Below are 21931 nucleotides of genomic sequence, written 5' to 3' on the forward strand. Positions count from 1 at the left end.
GTTTGTATTTATTATGGTTGTTGAATTTTTTAAAATGGAAAGAAAATTTTTGAGATTAAGTGCTGCAATAATTGGCTTGGGGTTATTATGTTTTTACCAGGCAAATACAGCATCGGCTACAGTAATTCATAAGCCTTCCTCAGGAGGAGTATTACCCGCTATCCAGAAGGAAAATATCTCTGCTTATGCGAAAGAACCATCTCGCCATTTTAAACTCCCATTTACACAAATCGCACCAACGCCAGGAAACATAGTCCTGAATGGAGTTAACCCACAGGGGCAAATTGAGTTTGGTATGCGTAGCGATGAAATAGTGTCAGAAGCGAAACTAAAACTTGAATACACTCCATCACCGTCGCTGATCCCTGTCCAGTCACAGCTTAAGGTCTATCTTAATGACGAGTTGATGGGGGTATTGCCGATTACCAAAGAACAACTGGGAAAGAAAACGCTGGCGGAAATAACTCTTAACCCATTGTATTTTTCGGATTTTAATCGCTTGCGCCTCGAATTAATTAGTCACAACCAGAGCGCCTGCGAAAACCCGACCAGCAGCAATTTGTGGCTTGATATTGGACGTACCAGTGAACTTGAACTGGTAGTTCAGAGACTCAATTTGAAAAATGATCTTTCATATCTTCCTGTACCGTTCTTTGATCCGCGAGATAACCGCCCTAATACATTGCCGATGGTTTTTGCCGGTACTCCTGGGACTGGTTTGCAGCAGGCATCAGCTATTGTCGCTTCGTGGTTTGGTTCGCAATCTGGCTGGCGTGGTCACCGATTTCCGGTTTTCTATAACCAGTTACCGGAAAGTAATGCAGTAGTCTTTGCCACTAACAATAGACGCCCAGACTTTCTGCGCGAGCATCCGTTGGTGAATGCGCCTGTTATTAAAATGATCAGTCATCCACAAAATCCCTTTGTCAAATTGCTGGTGCTTTTTGGCCGCGATGATAAAGATTTATTACAGGCGGCAAAAGGTCTTGCACAGGGAAATATACTATTTCGCGGCGATAGCGTGGTCGTAAATGACGTGAAGCCGTTACTGCCGCGTAAACCTTATGATGCGCCCAACTGGGTACGCACTGATCGTCCTGTAACTTTCGCAGAGCTTAAAAATTATGAAGGGCAGTTACAGGCAAGTGCCCTGGAGTCTGCGGCAATTAATGTTTCATTTAATTTGCCACCTGATCTCTTTCTATTGCGTAATCGTGGGGGTGAGATGAAGATTAACTATCGTTATACCACGCCAACGACAGGTGGTTCACGCATGGATGTCAGTCTTAATAACCAGTACCTTGAATCTTTCCGGCTAAGTCCGAAATCTGCTACCGATAGATTGTTGTTACGTTTACCGTTATTGCAAGAATTGTTGGATGGTAATAATGAAATTAACATTCCTGCCCTGACGTTAGGGGCGCTTAATCAATTGCGATTTAATTTCGAGTACGTTAATACTATGCCGCGCTCTGATGCCGATAGCTGTATTATTTCCCGGCCTCTAAAAAATCATGCGGTTATTGCAGATGATTCCACTATCGATTTTTCAAAGTACCATCACTTTATCGCAATGCCAGATTTACGCGCTTTTGCCAGCTCAGGCTTTCCATTTAGCCGCATGGCCGATCTATCAGAAACGGTTGTGGTTATGCCTGAAAATCCTGGCACAACGCAAGTTGAAACATTATTAAATACCCTTGGACTGATTGGTGCTCAAACTGGATTCCCGGCAATTAATCTGACAATTACTAATGATATAGGTTCTGTTCAGGGCAAGGATTCAGATATCCTGTTAATAGGAAGACTTCCGCAAGAATTTGCAGACAATCAGCAAATTAATCTGCTCATTGAGGCAACAACAAGTTGGGTAAAAAGCCCAATACGGCACTCTGATTACGCCAAAATTATGACAGATAACGACGATCAAAAACCTGAAATACAAACAACCATAAATTCTCCATTGCCAATGGCGGCGATAGTTGGTTTTCAGTCTCCATATCATACCCAACGTAGCGTAATTGCTTTAATGTCAGAGGGATCACGCGGCGATGCGCTACTTAACAATGCATTAGTTAATAGTACAAAACGCGGCAATATCTTTGGTTCAGTCGCGGTTATTCGTGAATCTGGCGTCAATAGTTTACGAGTTGGAGATACTTATTACGTTGGGCATCTCCCCTGGATTGAACGAGTGCAATATGTGTTAGCCAGACACCCCATTCTACTGGCAGTGCTGGCAACTCTCAGTGTGGTGCTATTGGCGTGGGTAGTATGGCGTCTGCTACGTATCATTAGTCGCCGTCGTTTGAACCCTCATCAACAGTAATTCATCGTCATTTCTATTTTGCGGCTCCATTCTGTCCTGACTTTATACAGGCAGGGAGCTGCGCCCGTTCAGTTTTTAATAAAAAGTGAGTTAACACCTGATTGAGGCAGGCATGTACAAATTCACCTTAAATTTACTCACAATATCCCTTGGTTTGGCGGTAATGTCGATGGCGAAAGCCACACCAACTGCACATAAGCTGTTAATGGCGCAGATTCGGTTGGGCGAAGACATTCACCGTGAAGATCTGGTCGAACAGTCGCTTTATCGCCTTGAATTGGCGGAACCTGATAATCCAGATGTCGTTGCGGCGCGTTTTCGCTATCTGATGCGTAAGGGGGATATTGAAGGCGCGCAAAAACAACTTGCCAGACTTTCCCTGCTCGCCCCTGATTCAAAAATATATAAAGCATCGCGCACGGCCATGCGACTTTCTTCGCCTGAGGGGCGTCAGGCACTGCAAATGGCACGCTTACAAGCTATCTCCGGGCGACATAAAGAGGCTATCGACAGTTACGACAAGCTATTTAACGGGGCACCGCCAGATATCGAAATGGCGCTGGAATACTGGGGGGCAATGACGCAAATTGCCTCCCGTCGCAACGAAGCGATTCGTCAGTTGAACATACTTAATATTGATAACCCTGACTCTGGTGCCATATTTGGGGCGCTGGGGCAGGCGTATTCCCAGAATGGCGATCGCGCTAATGCGGTGGCGAATCTGGAAAAAGCCCTCGCGCTGGATCCGAACAGCAGCAACAACGACAAATGGAACAGTCTGCTGAAGGTGAACCGCTACTGGCTGGCGATCCAGCAGGGCGATGCTGCGCTGAAAGCCAATAATCCCGACCGGGCAGAACGCCTGTTCCAGCAGGCGCGCAATGTCGATAACGCCGACAGCTATGCGGTACTGGGGCTGGGTGATGTGGCGATGGCACGTAAAGATTACCCCGCTGCCGAACGCTATTATCAGCAGACCTTGCGTATGGACAGCAGCAACACCAACGCCGTGCGCGGGCTGGCGAATCTTTATCGCCAGCAGTCGCCGGAAAAAGCCGAAGCGTTTATTGCCTCGCTTTCTGCCAGCCAGCGGCGCAGCGTTGATGACATCGAACGCAGCCTGCAAAACGACCGCTTATCACAGCAGGCGGAGGCACTGGAAAATCAGGGTAAATGGGCGCAGGCGGCAGCACTTCAGCGTCAGCGACTGGCGCTCGATCCCGGCAGTGTGTGGATTACTTACCGGCTTTCGCAGGATCTCTGGCAGGCCGGGCAACGCAGCCAGGCCGATACGTTAATGCGCAGCCTGGCGCAACAGAAGCCGAACGACCCGGAGCAGGTTTACGCTTACGGACTGTATCTTTCCGGTCACGACCAGGACAGAGCCGCGCTGGCGCATATCAACAGCCTGCCGCGCGCGCAGTGGAACAGCAATATTCAGGAACTGGCAAACCGCCTGCAAAGCGATCAGGTACTGGAAACCGCCAGCCGCCTGCGTGAAAGCGGTAAAGAGGCAGAAGCGGAAGCGATGCTGCGCCAGCAGCCGCCGTCCACGCGCATTGACCTCACCCTGGCAGACTGGGCACAGCAGCGACGTGATGACACCGCTGCCCGCGCGGCGTATCAGAATGTCCTGACGCGGGAGCCAGCTAACGTTGATGCCATTCTTGGCCTGACAGAAGTGGATATCGCTGCCGGCGACAAAGCGGCGGCACGCAGCCAGCTGGCGAAACTGCCCGCCACTGACAATACCTCACTGAATACACAGCGGCGCGTGGCGCTGGTACAGGCGCAGCTTGGCGATACCGCAGCGGCGCAGCAGACGTTTAACAAGCTGATCCCGCAGGCAAAATCTCAGCCACCGTCGATGGAAAGTGCGATGGTACTGCGTGATGGTGCAAGGTTTGAAGCGCAGGCGGGCGAGCCAAAGCAGGCGCTGGAAACCTACAAAGACGCGATGGTCGCATCCGGTGTGACGCCGACGCGTCCGCAGGATAACGACACCTTTACCCGTCTGACCCGTAACGACGAGAAAGATGACTGGCTGAAGCGCGGCGTGCGCAGCGATGCGGCAGATCTCTATCGCCAGCAGGATCTTAACGTCACCCTTGAGCATGATTACTGGGGCTCGAGCGGCACCGGTGGTTACTCCGACCTGAAAGCGCACACCACCATGTTGCAGGTGGATGCACCGTATTCTGACGGACGGATGTTCTTTCGCAGTGATTTCGTCAATATGAACGTCGGCAGTTTCTCCACTAATGCCGATGGCAAATGGGATGACAACTGGGGCACCTGTACATTACAGGACTGTAGTGGCAACCGCAGCCAGTCGGACTCCGGTGCCAGCGTGGCGGTCGGCTGGCGAAATGACGTCTGGAGCTGGGATATCGGTACCACGCCGATGGGCTTCAACGTGGTGGATGTGGTCGGCGGCATCAGTTACAGCGATGATATCGGGCCGCTTGGTTACACCGTTAACGCCCACCGTCGGCCTATCTCCAGTTCTTTGCTGGCCTTTGGCGGGCAAAAAGACTCCCCGGGTAATACCGGGAAAAAATGGGGCGGCGTGCGTGCCGACGGTGTGGGGCTAAGTCTGAGCTACGATAAAGGTGAAGCAAACGGTGTCTGGGCATCGCTTAGTGGCGACCAGTTAACAGGTAAAAATGTCGAAGATAACTGGCGTGTGCGCTGGATGACGGGCTATTACTATAAGGTCATCAACCAGAACAATCGCCGCGTCACAATCGGTCTGAACAATATGATCTGGCATTATGACAAAGACCTGAGTGGCTACTCACTCGGTCAGGGCGGTTACTACAGCCCGCAGGAATACCTGTCGTTTGCCATACCGGTGATGTGGCGTGAGCGGACGGAAAACTGGTCGTGGGAGCTGGGCGCGTCTGGCTCGTGGTCGCATTCACGCACCAAAACCATGCCGCGTTATCCGCTGATGAACCTGATCCCGACGGACTGGAAAGAGGATGCCGCCAGCCAGACCAACGCCGGCGGCAGCAGTCAGGGCTTTGGCTACACGGCGCGGGCGTTACTTGAGCGTCGCGTCACGTCCAACTGGTTTGTCGGCACGGCGATTGATATCCAGCAGGCGAAAGATTATGCGCCCAGCCATTTCCTGCTCTACGTGCGGTATTCCGCCGCCGGATGGCAGGGCGACATGGATTTACCGCCGCAGCCGCTGATACCTTACGCCGACTGGTAACGAGGTAGAATCAGAAGGTTAAAACTCGGAAATTATATCCAGTAAATCAGCGTCGAGCATGTTCTCAACGCTGATTTACTGATTACTACTAAAGGAAGGGGTGGCAGGTCGGAATTCAGCCTGCACATGATGTTTTAGAACATCACTTTATGACCATATTGCTCAAGAATCCCTTTCACTCGCTCCATGGTTTCTTTTTTCGGTGGTTTCACACCGTCGAGTTTGTACTCTTCGCCCATCGCCACCCACTTATGTTTGCCTAACTCATGGTAGGGGAGGAGCTCGATTTTTTCGACGTTACCCATATCGCGAGTAAATTCACCGAGGCGATGAGCTGAATCGTCATCGTCAGACCAGCCAGGTACTACGACATAACGTATCCAGACTTTCACATTTTTGTTCGCCAGATATTTAGCAAACTCGAGTGTACGATGGTTGGAAACGCCTACCAGATTCTGGTGGATTTCGTCGTTCATCTGTTTGAGATCGAGCATTACCAGGTCGGTCACTTCCAGAAGTTCATCAATTACTGGATCGTAACGACGAACAAAACCGTTAGTGTCCAGACAGGTATGAATGCCTTCTTTTTTGCAGGCGCGGAACCAGTCGCGAACGAACTCGGCTTGCAGGATTGCTTCACCACCGGATGCGGTAACGCCGCCGCCGGAAGCGTTCATAAAGTGGCGATAGGTCACCACTTCCTTCATTAAATCTTCAACGGTAACTTCTTTACCGCCATGCGTATCCCAGGTGTCGCGGTTATGACAATACAGGCAGCGCATCAGGCAGCCCTGGAAAAAGGTGATAAAGCGAATACCCGGGCCGTCTACGGTTCCACAGGATTCAAAGGAGTGAATGCGACCAATAACTGACATTGCGGTGTTTCTCCAGATGTGGCCCATCTGAGGCCGTGTTGGTGCGCAGCTCGAAGGCTACGTCGAGTCTGTTTTGGCAGTTACCTTAAAGTATAGATAGCTGACAAAAAAGGCTCTCTTGCTAAAAAAGGCCCCACTTTCGTGGAGCCTTTATTGTACGCTTTTTACTGTACGATTTCAGTCAAATCTAATTACATAGACTGAGTGAAGGTACGAGTAATAACGTCCTGCTGCTGTTCTTTAGTCAGCGAGTTGAAACGTACTGCGTAGCCAGATACACGGATGGTCAGCTGCGGATATTTTTCCGGGTTTTCCATCGCGTCGAGCAGCATTTCACGGTTCATCACGTTCACGTTCAGGTGTTGACCACCTTCGATGGACGCTTCGTGGTGGAAGTAACCATCCATCAGACCTGCCAGGTTGGTCTTACGAACTTCGTCGTCTTTACCCAGTGCGTTCGGAACGATAGAGAAGGTGTAGGAGATACCATCTTTAGCGTAGGCGAACGGCAGTTTAGCAACGGAAGTCAGAGACGCTACAGCACCTTTCTGGTCACGACCGTGCATCGGGTTAGCACCCGGTCCGAACGGCGCGCCAGCACGACGACCGTCTGGGGTGTTACCGGTTTTCTTACCATACACAACGTTAGAAGTGATGGTCAGAACAGACTGAGTCGGGATAGCGTCACGGTAGGTGTGCAGTTTCTGAATTTTCTTCATGAAACGTTCTACCAGATCAACAGCCAGGTCATCTACACGCGGATCGTTGTTACCAAACTGCGGGTATTCGCCTTCGATTTCGAAGTCGATAGCCAGACCGTCTTCGTCACGAATCGGTTTAACTTTCGCATATTTGATTGCAGACAGGGAGTCAGCAGCAACGGACAGACCAGCGATACCACACGCCATGGTGCGGATAACGTCACGGTCGTGCAGCGCCATCAGAGAGGCTTCGTAGCTGTACTTGTCGTGCATGTAGTGGATGATGTTCAGTGCAGTGATGTACTGTTTAGCCAGCCAGTCCATGAAGTGATCCATGCGTTCCATCACTTCATCGTAGTTCAGGAGATCGCCTTTGATCGGTTCAGATTTCGGACCAACCTGCATTTTCAGTTTTTCATCAACACCGCCGTTGATTGCGTACAGCATGGTTTTCGCCAGGTTTGCACGCGCACCGAAGAACTGCATTTGCTTACCAACGATCATCGGGCTTACGCAGCAAGCGATAGCGTAGTCATCGTTGTTGAAGTCCGGACGCATCAGGTCATCGTTCTCATACTGCAGAGAAGAGGTGTCGATGGACACTTTAGCGGCGAATTTCTTGAAGTTCAGCGGCAGTTTTTCAGACCACAGAATGGTCATGTTCGGTTCCGGAGACGGACCCATGGTGTACAGGGTGTTCAGGAAACGGAAGCTGTTTTTGGTAACCAGGGTACGACCGTCGAGGCCCATACCACCGATAGATTCGGTTGCCCAGATCGGGTCGCCAGAGAACAGTTCATCGTACTCCGGAGTACGCAGGAAGCGAACCATACGCAGTTTCATGACCAGGTGGTCAACCATTTCCTGCGCTTCTTGTTCGGTGATCTTGCCAGCTTTCAGGTCGCGTTCGATGTACACATCCAGGAAGGTGGAAGTACGACCGAAGGACATTGCAGCACCGTTTTGAGACTTAACAGCAGCCAGGTAGCCGAAGTAAGTCCACTGGATAGCTTCCTGAGCGTTGGTAGCCGGACCAGAGATGTCGTAGCCGTATTTAGCAGCCATTTCTTTCATCTGACCCAGAGCGCGGTGCTGTTCAGCGATTTCTTCGCGCAGACGGATGGTCTGTTCCAGGTTTACGCCGTTTTCCAGATCAGCCTGCAGAGAGGTGAACTGTGCCAGTTTGTCTTTCATCAGGTAGTCGATACCGTACAGCGCAACGCGACGGTAGTCACCGATGATACGACCACGGCCATAAGCATCTGGCAGACCGGTCAGAACACCAGATTTACGGCAACGCAGGATGTCCGGAGTGTAAACGTCGAACACGCCCTGGTTGTGAGTTTTACGGTATTCAGTGAAGATTTTTTTGATCATCGGATCCAGTTCGCGGTTGTACGCTTTGCAGGAACCTTCGATCATTTTGATACCACCGAACGGGATAAGAGCACGTTTCAGCGGAGCTTCAGTCTGCAGACCAACGATTTTCTCAAGCTGCTTGTTGATGTAGCCAGCGTCGTGAGAAGTGATGGTGGAAGCAACAGCGGTGTCAAAGTCAACTGGCGCGTGAGTGCGGTTTTCCAGTTTAACGCCTTCCATTACTTTGTCCCACAGGGAAGTGGTCGCTTCAGTAGCGCCAGCCAGGAAGGACTCGTCACCCTCATACGGAGTGTAGTTTTTCTGAATGAAGTCACGGACGTTTACTTCATTCTGCCAGTCACCTTTGGTAAAACCTTCCCAGGCTGTGGCTAACTTTTCATTAAGCTCGGACATGTAACACCTACCTTCTTAAGTGGATTTTTTATTTACTGCGTACTTCGACAACCATTAATGGTGATCGTTTTCACGCAGGTAAATGACCCAGTATGTCAACCCAACCAACAAACCACCGCCGATAATATTACCGATCGTAACCGGAATCAGGTTATCAGTGATGAAGTTCATCACGGTCAGGTGAGAAAAATTTTCCGGTGCTGAACCGACAGCGGTCCAGAATTCCGGAGATGCGAAGTCGCGGATTACAATACCCATCGGGATCATAAACATGTTTGCGATACTGTGCTCAAAACCGCTGGCAACAAACATCGCGACCGGCAGCACCATGATAAACGCTTTGTCCATCAGGCTGCGGCCAGAATAGCTCATCCATACCGCCAGGCATACCATCAGGTTAGCCAGGATACCGAGGCAAACCGCCTCAATAAAAGTATGGTGCACTTTGTGGTCGGCGGTTTGTAGGACGTTAAGTCCCCATTGACCATTGGCGGTCATATACTCGCCGGAAAGCCACATTAAAAGCACAAATAACAACGCGCCGACCAGGTTGCCAAAATAGACGTTCAGCCAGTTTTTCGCCAACTGGCCCCAGGTGATGCGCCCACTCGCCTTGGCAACAACAATCAACACTGTGGAAGTAAAGAGATCGGCTCCGCAGACAACACAAAGAATCAGCCCCAGAGAGAAGCAAATGCCGCCAACCAGTTTGGCCATGCCAAAGGGCATTGTGCCTGTGCCAGTAGTTGCTGTGATATAGAAGACGAATGCGATTGAGATGAAAACACCGGCGGTAATCGCCAGATAGAAAGTCTTAAGCGGATGTTTCGTTGCTTTATAGACACCTGCCTCTTCGGCCACTTTGGCCATTGCTGCAGGAAGTAAAAGATCAAAAGGGTTGTCAGCTTTCACACTAACTCTCTCTTTATTAAGTCGGCGACGAGATACTAACAAAGCATTATAGATGAGAAATTGATATAGATCATATCTCGCCTGGCTTATAGGCCCGTAACTCGCATGGTTTTTATGCAAATACGGAGTAAGTATTTGATTATCCAAATAAAAATAAATTTTAAAAATTAACAAATGAGTTGAATTTTTTCCGCATCCTCCGCTAAAACAGTTAATTAAAAGGGAGCAACAGGCAAATAAACTAACAATATCGATCGTATTTATTAAATATAAATTACCGATATTTAACCTTGTAATTACAATTATTTTATTAATGCAAATATATGTAAAGCGGGGCATTAAAAAAACGCCCCGTAATATAACTCAGCCAAATCATTAAGCCTACATTGCGTAGGCTATTTGATTTTATTTTGCCCAGAATGCCGCTTTGGCGCGCTGCAGCTTTTCGTAGGCTTTTAACAACGACTGATGCGCCGCAAATGCGTGCAGATCGCTATCTACCGGTTGCAAGCCATAAAACGCCGCTTCGCCACTCATTGCCGCACTGGCTGCTTCTACCGCATCTGCGCCGTACATACGAACGAAGGCATTCAGATATTGCAGCGGCTGGCGATCTTCTTCCTGCGCCAGCAATAACAATGTTTGCAGGCAGCGATAATAGTTGGCGCGTTCCGGACTGAACACCGATGAGTTAAACTCCATCGTCCATTCAGTCCAGATCAGAGCTTGTTCCATATCGCCGCCAGCCAGTGCTAGCATTGCTTTTAATTCACCGATACGCAGAGTGTACCAGCCGTTATCTGGTCCGGTCGCCAGACCTAACAGCTCACGCACGCGGGTAAAGTCGTCAAAACCTTCTTCATCCAGTTGCTCGATGAGGTTCAGGTAATCTTCTTTTTCCCACTCACTGCCTGGTAACGAAAGGATCGTTTCACGTAAATGGCTGCCCATACTGTTATTTGCCAGCCACAGATCTTCCGCCGGATAAATATCGGACATACCCGGCACGATAATGCGGCAAGCATAAACGCCCAGATGCTCGTAATCGGCAATATAAACTTCTTTATCCTCTTTGTTGAAGATAGCCATCAGCGTGGCAAACTCTTCTTCAGTGGTGCCAGAGAAATTCCAGTCCACAAACGGATAATCGGCATCTTGTTTGAAAAGATCCCAGGAGATCAAACCGCTGGAATCGATAAAGTGCGTTTCGAGGTTAGTATGTTCGGCGACTTCTTCATCATCGAAGGTCGGCGGAGTAAACACATCCAGATCCTTCAGGCTACGACCTTGCAGCAGCTCGGTCACGGTACGTTCCAGTGCAACGCCAAAATCAGGATGCGCGCCGAAGGAGGCAAAACAAGTACCATTGGTCGGGTTGAACAGTACGACGCAGATCACGGGATACTGACCGCCAAGCGAGCCGTCATAAGCAAAGATTGGGAAACCTTCCGCTTCCAGTGTTTCGATCGCTTCAACTACAGCCGGATAACGTGCAAGCACATCTGCCGGGATCTCCGGCAAGCTGATGCTTTCAGCAATAATGCGGTTTTTCACGTAGCGTTCGAAAACTTCGGACAATCCCTGAACGCGCGCTTCGTTGCGGGTATTACCGGCGGACATACCGTTGGAAACGTACAGGTTACCGATAATATTCATCGGAATATAAACGGTCTGATTGTCAGACTGGCGCGTAAACGGCAGGCCACATATACCGCGATCTTCATTACCGGATTGCAGATCAATCAGCATACTGCCGGTCAGTTCATTTTCCGGGTCGTAAAATGCACGCAGACGTTCATCCAGCAAACCTTCCGGCACATCGTCGTTTTCAGTCAGTGGAAACCATTTTTCGTTGGGATAATGGACGAACGGACCATTGGCGATAGTTTCGCCCAGCCAGAAATCAGCAAAAAAGTAGTTGGTTGAGAGACGCTCGAAATATTCGCCCAGGGCAGAAGCCAGCGCCGCTTTTTTGGTTGCGCCTTTACCGTTGGTAAAACACAGTGCGCACTCTTTGTCGCGAATATGTACAGACCAGACGTTAGGCACTGGATTCAGCCAGGAAGCTTCTTCAATCTGAAAACCGAGGTCGGAGAGTTTTTGCTGGAAGCGAGCGATGGAATCTTCCAGGGCGGCATCTTTGCCGGGGATAAATGTTTGTGTCATGAAAATCACTTTAGTCGTACGGAAAGCGCGCAATAATACGGGTTTTATCTCAAAGGCGCTATCACCGCCGCCACGCCGGTGAACTGTTGACTATGCTTTTAGCGGATAAATTACGATAAGAGCATAAAAATGAAGGCGTTCGATCTCCACCGTATGGCATTCGATAAAGTGCCGCTGGATTTTCTTGGCGAAGTCGCTCTACGGAGCCTCTATACCTTTGTTCTGGTCTTTCTGTTTCTTAAAATGACAGGAAGGCGTGGAGTGCGGCAAATGTCGCTATTTGAAGTGTTAATCATTCTGACGCTGGGGTCAGCTGCAGGGGATGTGGCGTTTTACGACGATGTGCCGATGATTCCGGTGCTTATCGTCTTCATTACCCTGGCGTTGTTATACCGCCTGGTGATGTGGCTGATGGCGCACAGTGAGAAACTGGAAGATCTGCTGGAAGGCAAGCCGGTTGTCATTATTGAAGATGGCGAACTGGCCTGGTCGAAACTCAATAACTCCAACATGACGGAATTTGAGTTTTTTATGGAGCTGCGACTGCGTGGTGTGGAACAACTTGGACAGGTACGCCTGGCTATTCTTGAAACCAACGGTGAAATCAGCGTCTATTTCTTTGAAGATGACAAGGTGAAGCCGGGGTTGCTTATTTTACCCAGTGATTGTACCCAACGTTATAAAGTGGTGCCGGAGTCGGCGGACTATGCCTGCATCCGTTGCAGTGAAATCATTCACATGAACGCGGGTGAAAAACAATTATGTCCGCGCTGTGCAAATCCAGAATGGACGAAGGCAAGTCGGGTAAAACGGGTGACCTGACAGCAAAAACATCGGTTTTTTGATAATGATTCGATATTTTATATTGTGTGACGCGTGCCGCATTTTTGCGCGCAACGGTTTTACCCATTGCGATGCGTGTCACTGAATGATAAAACCGATAGCCACAGGAATAACGTATTACCTGCGGTCGCAATCGATTGACCGGGGGTTAATAGCAACGCAACGTGGTGAGGGGAAATGGCTCAAATCTTCAATTTTAGTTCTGGTCCGGCAATGTTACCGGCAGAGGTGCTTAAACAGGCTCAACAGGAACTGCGCGACTGGAACGGTCTTGGCACGTCGGTGATGGAAGTGAGCCACCGTGGCAAAGAGTTCATTCAGGTTGCAGAGGAAGCCGAGAAGGATTTTCGCGATCTTCTTAACGTCCCCTCCAACTACAAAGTATTATTCTGCCACGGCGGCGGTCGCGGTCAGTTTGCTGCTGTACCTCTGAATATTCTTGGTGATAAAACCACAGCAGATTATGTTGATGCAGGCTACTGGGCGGCAAGCGCCATCAAAGAAGCGAAAAAATACTGCACGCCAAATGTGTTTGACGCCAAAGTGACTGTTGATGGCCTGCGCGCGGTTAAGCCAATGCGTGAATGGCAACTCTCTGATAATGCTGCTTATATGCATTACTGCCCGAATGAAACCATCGACGGTATCGCCATCGACGAAACGCCAGACTTCGGTAAAGATGTGGTGGTCGCTGCCGACTTCTCTTCAACGATTCTTTCCCGTCCGATTGATGTCAGCCGTTACGGCGTGATTTACGCTGGTGCGCAGAAAAATATCGGCCCGGCTGGCCTGACGATCGTTATTGTTCGCGAAGACTTGCTGGGTAAAGCAAATATCGCCTGCCCGTCGATTCTGGATTATTCCATCCTCAACGATAACGACTCCATGTTTAACACACCGCCTACGTTTGCCTGGTACTTATCTGGCCTGGTCTTCAAATGGCTAAAAGCGAACGGTGGTGTGGCTGCAATGGATAATATCAATCAGCAAAAAGCAGAACTGCTGTATGGCGTGATTGATAACAGCGATTTCTACCGTAATGATGTGGCGAAAGCTAACCGTTCGCGGATGAACGTGCCGTTCCAGTTGGCGGACAGTGCGCTCGACAAATTGTTCCTTGAAGAGTCTTTTGCGGCTGGCCTTCATGCGCTGAAAGGTCATCGTGTGGTCGGCGGAATGCGCGCGTCTATTTATAACGCGATGCCGCTGGAAGGCGTTAAAGCTCTGACAGACTTCATGGTTGAGTTCGAACGCCGTCACGGCTAATGCCGAAATTTTGCTTAATCCCCACAGCCAGCCTGTGGGGTTTTTATTTCTGTTGTAGAGAGTTGAGTTCATGGAATCCCTGACGTTACACCCCATCGCCCGTGTCGATGGCACTATTAATCTGCCTGGTTCCAAGAGCGTTTCTAACCGCGCTTTATTGCTGGCGGCATTAGCACACGGCAAAACAGTATTAACCAATCTGCTGGATAGCGATGATGTTCGTCATATGCTGAATGCGTTGCAGGCATTGGGGGTGAGCTATACGCTTTCTGCCGATCGTACGCGCTGCGAAATCATCGGTAACGGCGGTCCATTAGACGCAGAAAATGCGCTGGAGTTGTTCCTTGGTAATGCGGGCACTGCGATGCGCCCGCTGGCGGCAGCACTTTGTCTGGGAAGTAATGATATTGTCCTGACTGGTGAGCCGCGTATGAAAGAGCGCCCGATCGGTCATCTGGTGGATGCGCTGCTCCAGGGCGGGGCGAAAATTACTTACCTGGAACAAGAAAACTACCCACCGCTGCGTTTACAGGGTGGTTTTGTGGGGGGCAACGTAGAAGTTGATGGCTCCGTTTCCAGCCAGTTCCTTACCGCACTGTTAATGACCGCGCCGCTTGCGCCGGAAGATACGGTTATTCGTATTAAAGGTGAACTGGTTTCTAAACCTTATATCGACATCACGCTCAACCTGATGAAGACGTTTGGTGTTGAAATTGAAAATCAGCACTATCAAAAATTTGTCGTAAAAGGCGGGCAGTCTTATCAGTCACCGGGGACTTATTTGGTAGAAGGCGATGCCTCCTCTGCGTCTTACTTCCTTGCCGCAGCAGCGATCAAAGGTGGCACTGTAAAAGTGACCGGCATTGGACGCAACAGTATGCAGGGTGATATTCGCTTTGCTGATGTGCTGGAAAAAATGGGGGCGGCCATTAGCTGGGGCGATGATTATATTTCCTGCACTCGTGGTGAACTGAACGCTATCGATATGGATATGAACCATATTCCCGATGCGGCGATGACTATCGCGACGGCGGCGCTGTTTGCGAAAGGCACCACAACGCTGCGTAATATTTATAACTGGCGCGTTAAAGAGACGGATCGTCTTTTTGCGATGGCGACTGAACTGCGAAAAGTGGGGGCTGAAGTGGAAGAGGGGCATGACTTCATTCGCATTACGCCGCCGGAAAAACTGAACTTTGCCGAGATCGCCACTTATAACGATCACCGCATGGCGATGTGTTTCTCGCTGGTGGCCTTGTCAGATACGCCGGTGACGATTCTTGACCCAAAATGTACGGCCAAAACATTTCCGGATTATTTCGAGCAACTGGCGCGGATTAGCCAGGCAGCCTGAATGAAGAACGGGCAATAAATAGCCAAATCTTTCTTTATCAAAACGTCGGCGCATTGTCGGCGTTTTTTTTCGGACATTGTGAACCATTTTTATTGATGGTAGCGTTAACTGTCAATGTAAGTTGTTGATACATAATATTTATATATGATTAATCAACGGATGATTCACATGAAGAATACTAAATTACTGCTGGCGATTGCGACCTCTGCAGCATTACTGACAGGGTGTCAAAATACCCACGGTATTGATACCAATATGGCTATCAGCTCCGGTTTAAATGCATATAAAGCAGCAACGTTAAGCGATGCCGATGCAAAAGCGATTGCCAATCAGGGCTGTGCCGAAATGGACAGCGGCAATCAAGTCGCAAGTAAATCCAGCAAGTACGGTAAACGTCTGGCAAAAATCGCCAAAGCATTGGGTAACAATATTAACGGCACGCCGGTCAACTATAAGGTTTATATGACCAGCGACGTCAACGCATGGGCGATGGCGAACGGCTGTGTACGTGTCTACAGTGGCTTGATGGACATGATGAACGACAACGAAATTGAAGGGGTTCTGGGTCATGAACTGGGGCACGTTGCGTTGGGTCACTCGCTGGCTGAAATGAAAGCCTCTTATGCGATCGTTGCCGCACGTGATGCTATTTCCGCCACCAGCGGTGTTGCTTCCCAGCTTTCCCGTTCACAATTAGGTGATATCGCAGAAGGCGCTATCAATGCTAAATACTCCCGCGATAAAGAGTCTGAAGCAGATGATTTCTCCTTTGATCTGCTGAAGAAACGTGGCATCAGCACCCAGGGACTGGTCGGTAGCTTTGAAAAACTGGCTAGCCTGGATGGCGGTCGTACCCAGTCCATGTTTGACTCTCACCCACCATCAACAGAGCGTGCGCAACATATCCGTGATCGTATCGCCTCTGGTAAGTAAATCATTGTCATCTTTCGGGCTGGTCTTCTGCCAGCCCGCTATAATTGCGCAATAAATCCCCATCTGAATACAGACAAAACTGGTTTTTGCACACAACGTTAACGATTTGTGGCGCCGACGCGTATAATGCGCGCGGTTATGTTAACGGTACGCCTGTTTTAAGGAGATAAAGATGACGGCAATTGCCCCGGTTATTACCATTGATGGCCCAAGCGGTGCAGGGAAAGGCACCTTGTGTAAGGCTATGGCGGAAGCGTTGCAATGGCATCTGCTGGACTCGGGTGCAATTTATCGCGTACTGGCGCTGGCGGCATTACATCACCATGTTGATGTGGCGTCAGAAGACGCTCTGGTGCCGCTAGCATCCCACCTGGATGTACGTTTTGTGTCGACCAATGGCAATCTGGAAGTGATCCTCGAAGGGGAAGATGTCAGCGGTGAAATTCGTACTCAGGAAGTGGCGAATGCCGCTTCACAAGTCGCCGCATTTCCTCGTGTTCGTGAAGCATTATTGCGTCGCCAACGTGCGTTTCGTGAATTGCCAGGCCTGATTGCCGATGGCCGCGACATGGGAACAGTGGTATTCCCTGATGCGCCAGTGAAAATTTTCCTTGACGCCTCTTCGGAAGAACGTGCGCATCGCCGAATGCTACAGTTGCAGGAGAAGGGCTTTAGTGTTAACTTTGAACGCCTTTTGGCCGAGATCAAAGAACGCGATGACCGCGATCGTAATCGTGCGGTAGCGCCTCTGGTTCCGGCAGCCGATGCTTTAGTGTTGGATTCCACCACCTTAAGCATTGAGCAAGTAATTGAAAAAGCGTTACACTACGCGCGCCAAAAATTGGCTCTCGCATAAGCGACCGAATTTGCAGTACCCCCGTTGCAATGGAATGACAGCGGGTATGTTAAACAACCCCATCCGGCACGGAGCCAGGTGGACGTTAAATATAAACCTGAAGATTAAACATGACTGAATCTTTTGCTCAACTCTTTGAAGAGTCCTTAAAAGAAATCGAAACCCGCCCGGGTTCTATCGTTCGTGGCGTTGTTGTTGCTATCGACAAAGACGTAGTACTGGTTGACGCTGGTCTGAAATCTGAGTCTGCCATCCCGGCTGAGCAGTTCAAAAACGCCCAGGGCGAGCTGGAAATCCAGGTAGGTGACGAAGTTGACGTTGCTCTGGACGCAGTAGAAGACGGCTTCGGTGAAACTCTGCTGTCCCGTGAGAAAGCTAAACGTCACGAAGCCTGGATCACGCTGGAAAAAGCTTACGAAGATGCTGAAACTGTTACCGGTGTTATCAACGGCAAAGTTAAGGGCGGCTTCACTGTTGAGCTGAACGGTATTCGTGCGTTCCTGCCAGGTTCTCTGGTAGACGTTCGTCCGGTGCGTGACACTCTGCACCTGGAAGGCAAAGAGCTTGAATTCAAAGTAATCAAGCTGGATCAGAAGCGCAACAACGTTGTTGTTTCTCGTCGTGCCGTTATCGAATCCGAAAACAGCGCAGAGCGCGATCAGCTGCTGGAAAACCTGCAGGAAGGCATGGAAGTTAAAGGTATCGTTAAGAACCTCACTGACTACGGTGCATTCGTTGATCTGGGCGGCGTTGACGGCCTGCTGCACATCACTGACATGGCCTGGAAACGCGTTAAGCATCCGAGCGAAATCGTCAACGTGGGCGACGAAATCACTGTTAAAGTGCTGAAGTTCGACCGCGAACGTACCCGTGTATCCCTGGGCCTGAAACAGCTGGGCGAAGATCCGTGGGTAGCTATCGCTAAACGTTATCCGGAAGGTACTAAACTGACTGGTCGCGTGACCAACCTGACCGACTACGGCTGCTTCGTTGAAATCGAAGAAGGCGTTGAAGGCCTGGTACACGTTTCCGAAATGGATTGGACCAACAAAAACATCCACCCGTCTAAAGTTGTTAACGTTGGCGATGTAGTGGAAGTTATGGTTCTGGATATCGACGAAGAACGTCGTCGTATCTCCCTGGGTCTGAAACAGTGCAAAGCTAACCCGTGGCAGCAGTTCGCGGAAACCCACAACAAGGGCGACCGTGTTGAAGGTAAAATCAAGTCTATCACTGACTTCGGTATCTTCATCGGCCTGGACGGCGGCATCGACGGCCTGGTTCACCTGTCTGACATCTCCTGGAACGTTGCAGGCGAAGAAGCAGTTCGTGAATACAAAAAAGGCGACGAAATCGCTGCAGTTGTTCTGCAAGTTGACGCAGAACGTGAACGTATCTCCCTGGGCGTTAAACAGCTCGCAGAAGATCCGTTCAACAACTGGGTTGCTCTGAACAAGAAAGGCGCTATCGTAACTGGTAAAGTAACTGCAGTTGACGCTAAAGGCGCAACCGTAGAACTGGCTGACGGCGTTGAAGGTTACCTGCGTGCTTCTGAAGCATCCCGTGACCGCGTTGAAGACGCTACCCTGGTTCTGAGCGTTGGCGACGAAGTTGAAGCTAAATTCACCGGCGTTGATCGTAAAAACCGCGCAATCAGCCTGTCTGTTCGTGCGAAAGACGAAGCTGACGAGAAAGATGCAATCGCAACTGTTAACAAACAGGAAGATGCAAACTTCTCCAACAACGCAATGGCTGAAGCTTTCAAAGCAGCTAAAGGCGAGTAATTCTCTGACTCTTCGGGATTTTTATTCCGAAGTTTGTTGAGTTTACTTGACAGATTGCAGGTTTCGTCCTGTAATCAAGCACTAAGGGCGGCTACGGCCGCCCTTAATCAATGCAGCAACAGCAGCCGCTTAATTTGCCTTTAAGGAACCGGAGGAATCATGACCAAGTCAGAATTGATAGAAAGACTTGCCACCCAGCAATCGCACATTCCCGCTAAGACGGTTGAAGATGCAGTAAAAGAGATGCTGGAGCATATGGCCTCGACTCTTGCGCAGGGCGAGCGTATTGAAATCCGCGGTTTCGGCAGTTTCTCTTTGCACTACCGCGCACCACGTACCGGACGTAATCCGAAGACTGGCGATAAAGTAGAACTGGAAGGAAAATACGTTCCTCACTTTAAACCAGGAAAAGAACTGCGCGATCGCGCCAATATTTACGGTTAAGTTTTCACTCAAACTTGAACGCGAGAAAAGCACCTGTCGGGTGCTTTTTTCATTTCTGTAATCTGGAACTGGAAGCTGCCTCGCAGCGTTTTGTGTAGTTTTCACATTCCCGTTAAATTCTTCTGAACCTGTCTCGGGGAACGCAAAACTCCCGCCAGACAACCGTTCAACAAAGTTGCACACTTTCCGAAAACAGGGAGGGGTGCATGAAAATAACGACAGTTGGCGTATGCATTATTTGCGGAATTTTTCCGCTGCTGATTTTGCCACAATTGCCTGGGACATTAACCCTTGCGAGTCTGACCGTCTTCGCCTGCGTACTGGCATTTATTCCTGTTAAAGCCGTTCGTTATTTCACGCTGACATTGCTGTTTTTCCTTTGGGGCATATTGGCGGCAAAGCAAATTTTGTGGGCAGGAGAAAACTTAACTGGCGCGACGCAGGATGCAATTGTCGAGATTACTGCTACTGACGGCATAACCACTCATTACGCTCAAATTACCCATCTACAAGGTCGACGTCTTTTCCCTGCGCCAGGCATTGTGCTGTATGGCGAGTATCTGCCACAAGTGGTTTGTGCCGGACAACAATGGTCAATGAAACTCAGAGTTCGTGCGGTTCACGGTCAGCTTAATGATGGTGGCTTTGACAGCCAGCGTTATGCTATTGCCCAGCACCAGCCTCTAACCGGGCGTTTTCTTCAGGCAAGAATCATTGAACCGGGGTGTAGTCTGCGGGCGCAATATCTGGCCTCTTTGCAAACGACCCTGCAACCTTATCTGTGGAAAGCGGTGATTCTTGGCTTAGGTATGGGTGAACGGTTATCTGTGCCCAAAGAAATCAAAGATATTATGCGCAATACTGGTACAGCGCATTTAATGGCGATATCGGGATTGCACATCGCTTTTGCGGCGTTGCTGGCAGCCGGGCTCATTCGCGGTGGGCAAATTTTCCTCCCTGGTCATTGGATCCACTGGCAGATGCCATTAATTGGCGGAATTTTCTGTGCCGCTTTTTATGCCTGGTTGACTGGTATGCAACCTCCGGCACTGCGTACCATCGTGGCGCTTGCAACGTGGGGAATGCTTAAGTTAAGTGGGCGACAATGGAGTGGCTGGGATGTATGGATATGTTGTCTGGCGGCAATTTTGCTGATGGATCCTGTTGCCATTCTCTCGCAAAGTTTATGGCTCTCTGCTGCAGCGGTGGCAGCACTGATTTTTTGGTATCAGTGGTTTCCCTGTCCTGAGTGGCAACTGCCGCCGGTATTGCGTGCAGTTGTTTCCCTCATTCATTTGCAACTGGGAATCACACTCCTGCTTATGCCCGTGCAAATCGTCATATTTCATGGCATTAGTCTGACCTCGTTTATAGCAAATTTGTTCGCTATTCCCTTAGTGACATTTATCACGGTTCCGTTGATTCTCGCCGCGATGATAGTGCATTTAAGCGGACCATTAATCGTGGAACAAGGATTATGGTTTCTGGCCGACAGATCTTTGGCTTTACTTTTCTGGTTGTTAAAGAGCTTGCCAGAAGGATGGGTCAACGTTGCTGAACGTTGGCAATGGCTATCATTTTCTCCCTGGTTATTACTGGTAGGATGGCGACTAAACGCATGGCGAACGTTGCCTGCGCTGTGCGTGGCTGGAGGCATTATGATGTGTTGTCCACTGTGGCAAAAAACACGGTCTGACGAGTGGCAGGTGTATATGCTTGATGTCGGGCAAGGGCTGGCAATGGTGATTGCGCGAAACGGCAAAGCGATTCTCTATGATACGGGCCTCGCCTGGCCAGAAGGTGACAGCGGGCAACAACTGATTGTCCCCTGGCTACGCTGGCATAACCTTGAACCGGAAGGCGTCATTCTGAGTCATGAACATCTGGATCATCGGGGAGGGCTGGACTCGATATTACGTGTCTGGCCGACGTTATGGGTCAGAAGCCCTTTAAACTGGGAACATCATCAGCCCTGTGTGCGCGGTGAAGCGTGGCAGTGGCAAGGATTACGTTTTAGCGCACACTGGCCTTTACAAGGTAGCAACGATAAAGGAAATAACCATTCCTGTGTGGTTAAGGTTGATGACGGAACGTATAGCATTCTTTTAACCGGTGATATTGAAGCACTCGCTGAACAAAAAATGCTAAGTCGTTACTGGCAACATGTGCAGGCAACATTACTTCAGGTGCCCCATCATGGCAGTAATACCTCATCATCATTGCCATTAATTCAGCGTGTGAATGGAAAAGTGGCACTGGCATCGGCATCGCGCTATAACGCATGGCGACTACCCTCCAGCAAAGTTAAAAGACGCTATGAAATTCAGGGATATCAATGGGTTGATACCTCGCATCAGGGGCAAATAACCGTCGATTTTTCAGCGCAAGGCTGGCAGGTACGCAGCCTAAGGGAGCAAATTTTACCTCGTTGGTATCATCAGTGGTTTGGCGTGCCAGTGGATAACGGGTAGAATA

14 protein-coding genes are annotated in these 21931 nt (G+C 49.7%); 10 read left to right on the top strand and 4 right to left on the bottom strand.

The features are described 5' to 3' along the window. Positions 1–34 precede the first annotated feature (34 nt). A complete protein-coding gene (bcsB, locus tag WC5_RS07780) occupies positions 35–2329 on the top strand; it encodes a cellulose biosynthesis cyclic di-GMP-binding regulatory protein BcsB (protein WP_024192217.1) in 2295 nt (764 codons plus the stop codon). Between the two features lie 112 nt (positions 2330–2441). After that, complete coding sequence (bcsC, locus tag WC5_RS07775; RefSeq protein WP_016231652.1) at positions 2442–5549, top strand: cellulose synthase complex outer membrane protein BcsC; 3108 nt, start codon at positions 2442–2444, stop codon at positions 5547–5549. Between the two features lie 134 nt (positions 5550–5683). Here the strand turns inward: bcsC and pflA are convergent, their stop codons facing one another. The 4 genes from pflA to ycaO all read right to left on the bottom strand — a co-directional run bounded on the left by pflA (position 5684) and on the right by ycaO (position 11976). Beyond that, positions 5684–6424, bottom strand: coding sequence for a pyruvate formate lyase 1-activating protein (gene pflA, locus WC5_RS07770; RefSeq protein ID WP_000111043.1), 741 nt, complete (start codon positions 6422–6424; stop codon positions 5684–5686). Between the two features lie 191 nt (positions 6425–6615). Next, positions 6616–8898: a formate C-acetyltransferase gene (gene pflB, locus WC5_RS07765; protein ID WP_001292807.1), complete on the bottom strand. Its 2283-nt coding sequence runs from the start codon at positions 8896–8898 to the stop codon at positions 6616–6618. Between the two features lie 54 nt (positions 8899–8952). Beyond that, a complete protein-coding gene (focA, locus tag WC5_RS25355; protein WP_000642546.1) occupies positions 8953–9810 on the bottom strand; it encodes a formate transporter FocA in 858 nt (285 codons plus the stop codon). Positions 9811–10215: 405 nt separating this feature from the next. Then, entirely contained in the window at positions 10216–11976 is a 1761-nt protein-coding gene (ycaO, locus tag WC5_RS07760; protein WP_010349596.1) for a 30S ribosomal protein S12 methylthiotransferase accessory factor YcaO, read from the bottom strand. Between the two features lie 129 nt (positions 11977–12105). Between ycaO and WC5_RS07755 the strand changes: the two genes are divergently transcribed. The 8 genes from WC5_RS07755 to WC5_RS07720 all read left to right on the top strand — a co-directional run bounded on the left by WC5_RS07755 (position 12106) and on the right by WC5_RS07720 (position 21927). Beyond that, on the top strand, positions 12106–12798 hold the full coding sequence (locus tag WC5_RS07755; RefSeq protein ID WP_000642858.1) for a DUF421 domain-containing protein: 693 nt from the start codon (positions 12106–12108) through the stop codon (positions 12796–12798). Positions 12799–12996: 198 nt separating this feature from the next. After that, on the top strand, positions 12997–14085 hold the full coding sequence (gene serC / locus WC5_RS07750; RefSeq protein WP_000057144.1) for a 3-phosphoserine/phosphohydroxythreonine transaminase: 1089 nt from the start codon (positions 12997–12999) through the stop codon (positions 14083–14085). A 70-nt stretch (positions 14086–14155) separates the two neighbouring features. Beyond that, a complete protein-coding gene (aroA, locus tag WC5_RS07745; RefSeq protein WP_000445175.1) occupies positions 14156–15439 on the top strand; it encodes a 3-phosphoshikimate 1-carboxyvinyltransferase in 1284 nt (427 codons plus the stop codon). Positions 15440–15607: 168 nt separating this feature from the next. Next, positions 15608–16372, top strand: a complete 765-nt coding sequence (gene ycaL / locus WC5_RS07740) for a metallopeptidase YcaL (RefSeq protein ID WP_001295345.1) — start codon at positions 15608–15610, stop codon at positions 16370–16372. Between the two features lie 172 nt (positions 16373–16544). Beyond that, the gene (cmk, locus tag WC5_RS07735) at positions 16545–17228 is read left to right on the top strand and encodes a (d)CMP kinase (RefSeq protein WP_000125014.1); all 684 of its coding nucleotides are present in this window, start codon (positions 16545–16547) and stop codon (positions 17226–17228) included. A 110-nt stretch (positions 17229–17338) separates the two neighbouring features. After that, positions 17339–19012, top strand: coding sequence for a 30S ribosomal protein S1 (gene rpsA / locus WC5_RS07730; RefSeq protein WP_000140327.1), 1674 nt, complete (start codon positions 17339–17341; stop codon positions 19010–19012). Positions 19013–19171: 159 nt separating this feature from the next. After that, positions 19172–19456 carry an integration host factor subunit beta gene (gene ihfB, locus WC5_RS07725; protein WP_000167336.1) on the top strand — a complete coding sequence of 95 codons (285 nt, stop codon included), beginning with the start codon at positions 19172–19174 and terminating at the stop codon, positions 19454–19456. 206 nt (positions 19457–19662) lie between these two features. Continuing rightward, the gene (locus WC5_RS07720; RefSeq protein WP_000705720.1) at positions 19663–21927 is read left to right on the top strand and encodes a ComEC family protein; all 2265 of its coding nucleotides are present in this window, start codon (positions 19663–19665) and stop codon (positions 21925–21927) included. Positions 21928–21931 lie beyond the last annotated feature (4 nt).

The organism is Escherichia sp. KTE114, from assembly GCF_000407765.1.
GTDB lineage: Bacteria > Pseudomonadota > Gammaproteobacteria > Enterobacterales > Enterobacteriaceae > Escherichia > Escherichia ruysiae.

Excerpts from the sequence above, each read along its gene's own strand:
- ihfB (WP_000167336.1), top strand. The coding sequence starts at position 19,172 with ATGACCAAGTCAGAATTGATAGAAAGACTTGCCACCCAGCAATCGCAC.
- pflA (WP_000111043.1), bottom strand. The coding sequence starts at position 6,424 with ATGTCAGTTATTGGTCGCATTCACTCCTTTGAATCCTGTGGAACCGTA.
- ycaO (WP_010349596.1), bottom strand. The coding sequence starts at position 11,976 with ATGACACAAACATTTATCCCCGGCAAAGATGCCGCCCTGGAAGATTCC.
- bcsB (WP_024192217.1), top strand. The coding sequence starts at position 35 with ATGGAAAGAAAATTTTTGAGATTAAGTGCTGCAATAATTGGCTTGGGG.
- bcsC (WP_016231652.1), top strand. The coding sequence starts at position 2,442 with ATGTACAAATTCACCTTAAATTTACTCACAATATCCCTTGGTTTGGCG.
- ycaL (WP_001295345.1), top strand. The coding sequence starts at position 15,608 with ATGAAGAATACTAAATTACTGCTGGCGATTGCGACCTCTGCAGCATTA.
- serC (WP_000057144.1), top strand. The coding sequence starts at position 12,997 with ATGGCTCAAATCTTCAATTTTAGTTCTGGTCCGGCAATGTTACCGGCA.
- pflB (WP_001292807.1), bottom strand. The coding sequence starts at position 8,898 with ATGTCCGAGCTTAATGAAAAGTTAGCCACAGCCTGGGAAGGTTTTACC.
- aroA (WP_000445175.1), top strand. The coding sequence starts at position 14,156 with ATGGAATCCCTGACGTTACACCCCATCGCCCGTGTCGATGGCACTATT.
- rpsA (WP_000140327.1), top strand. The coding sequence starts at position 17,339 with ATGACTGAATCTTTTGCTCAACTCTTTGAAGAGTCCTTAAAAGAAATC.
- cmk (WP_000125014.1), top strand. The coding sequence starts at position 16,545 with ATGACGGCAATTGCCCCGGTTATTACCATTGATGGCCCAAGCGGTGCA.
- WC5_RS07720 (WP_000705720.1), top strand. The coding sequence starts at position 19,663 with ATGAAAATAACGACAGTTGGCGTATGCATTATTTGCGGAATTTTTCCG.
- WC5_RS07755 (WP_000642858.1), top strand. The coding sequence starts at position 12,106 with ATGAAGGCGTTCGATCTCCACCGTATGGCATTCGATAAAGTGCCGCTG.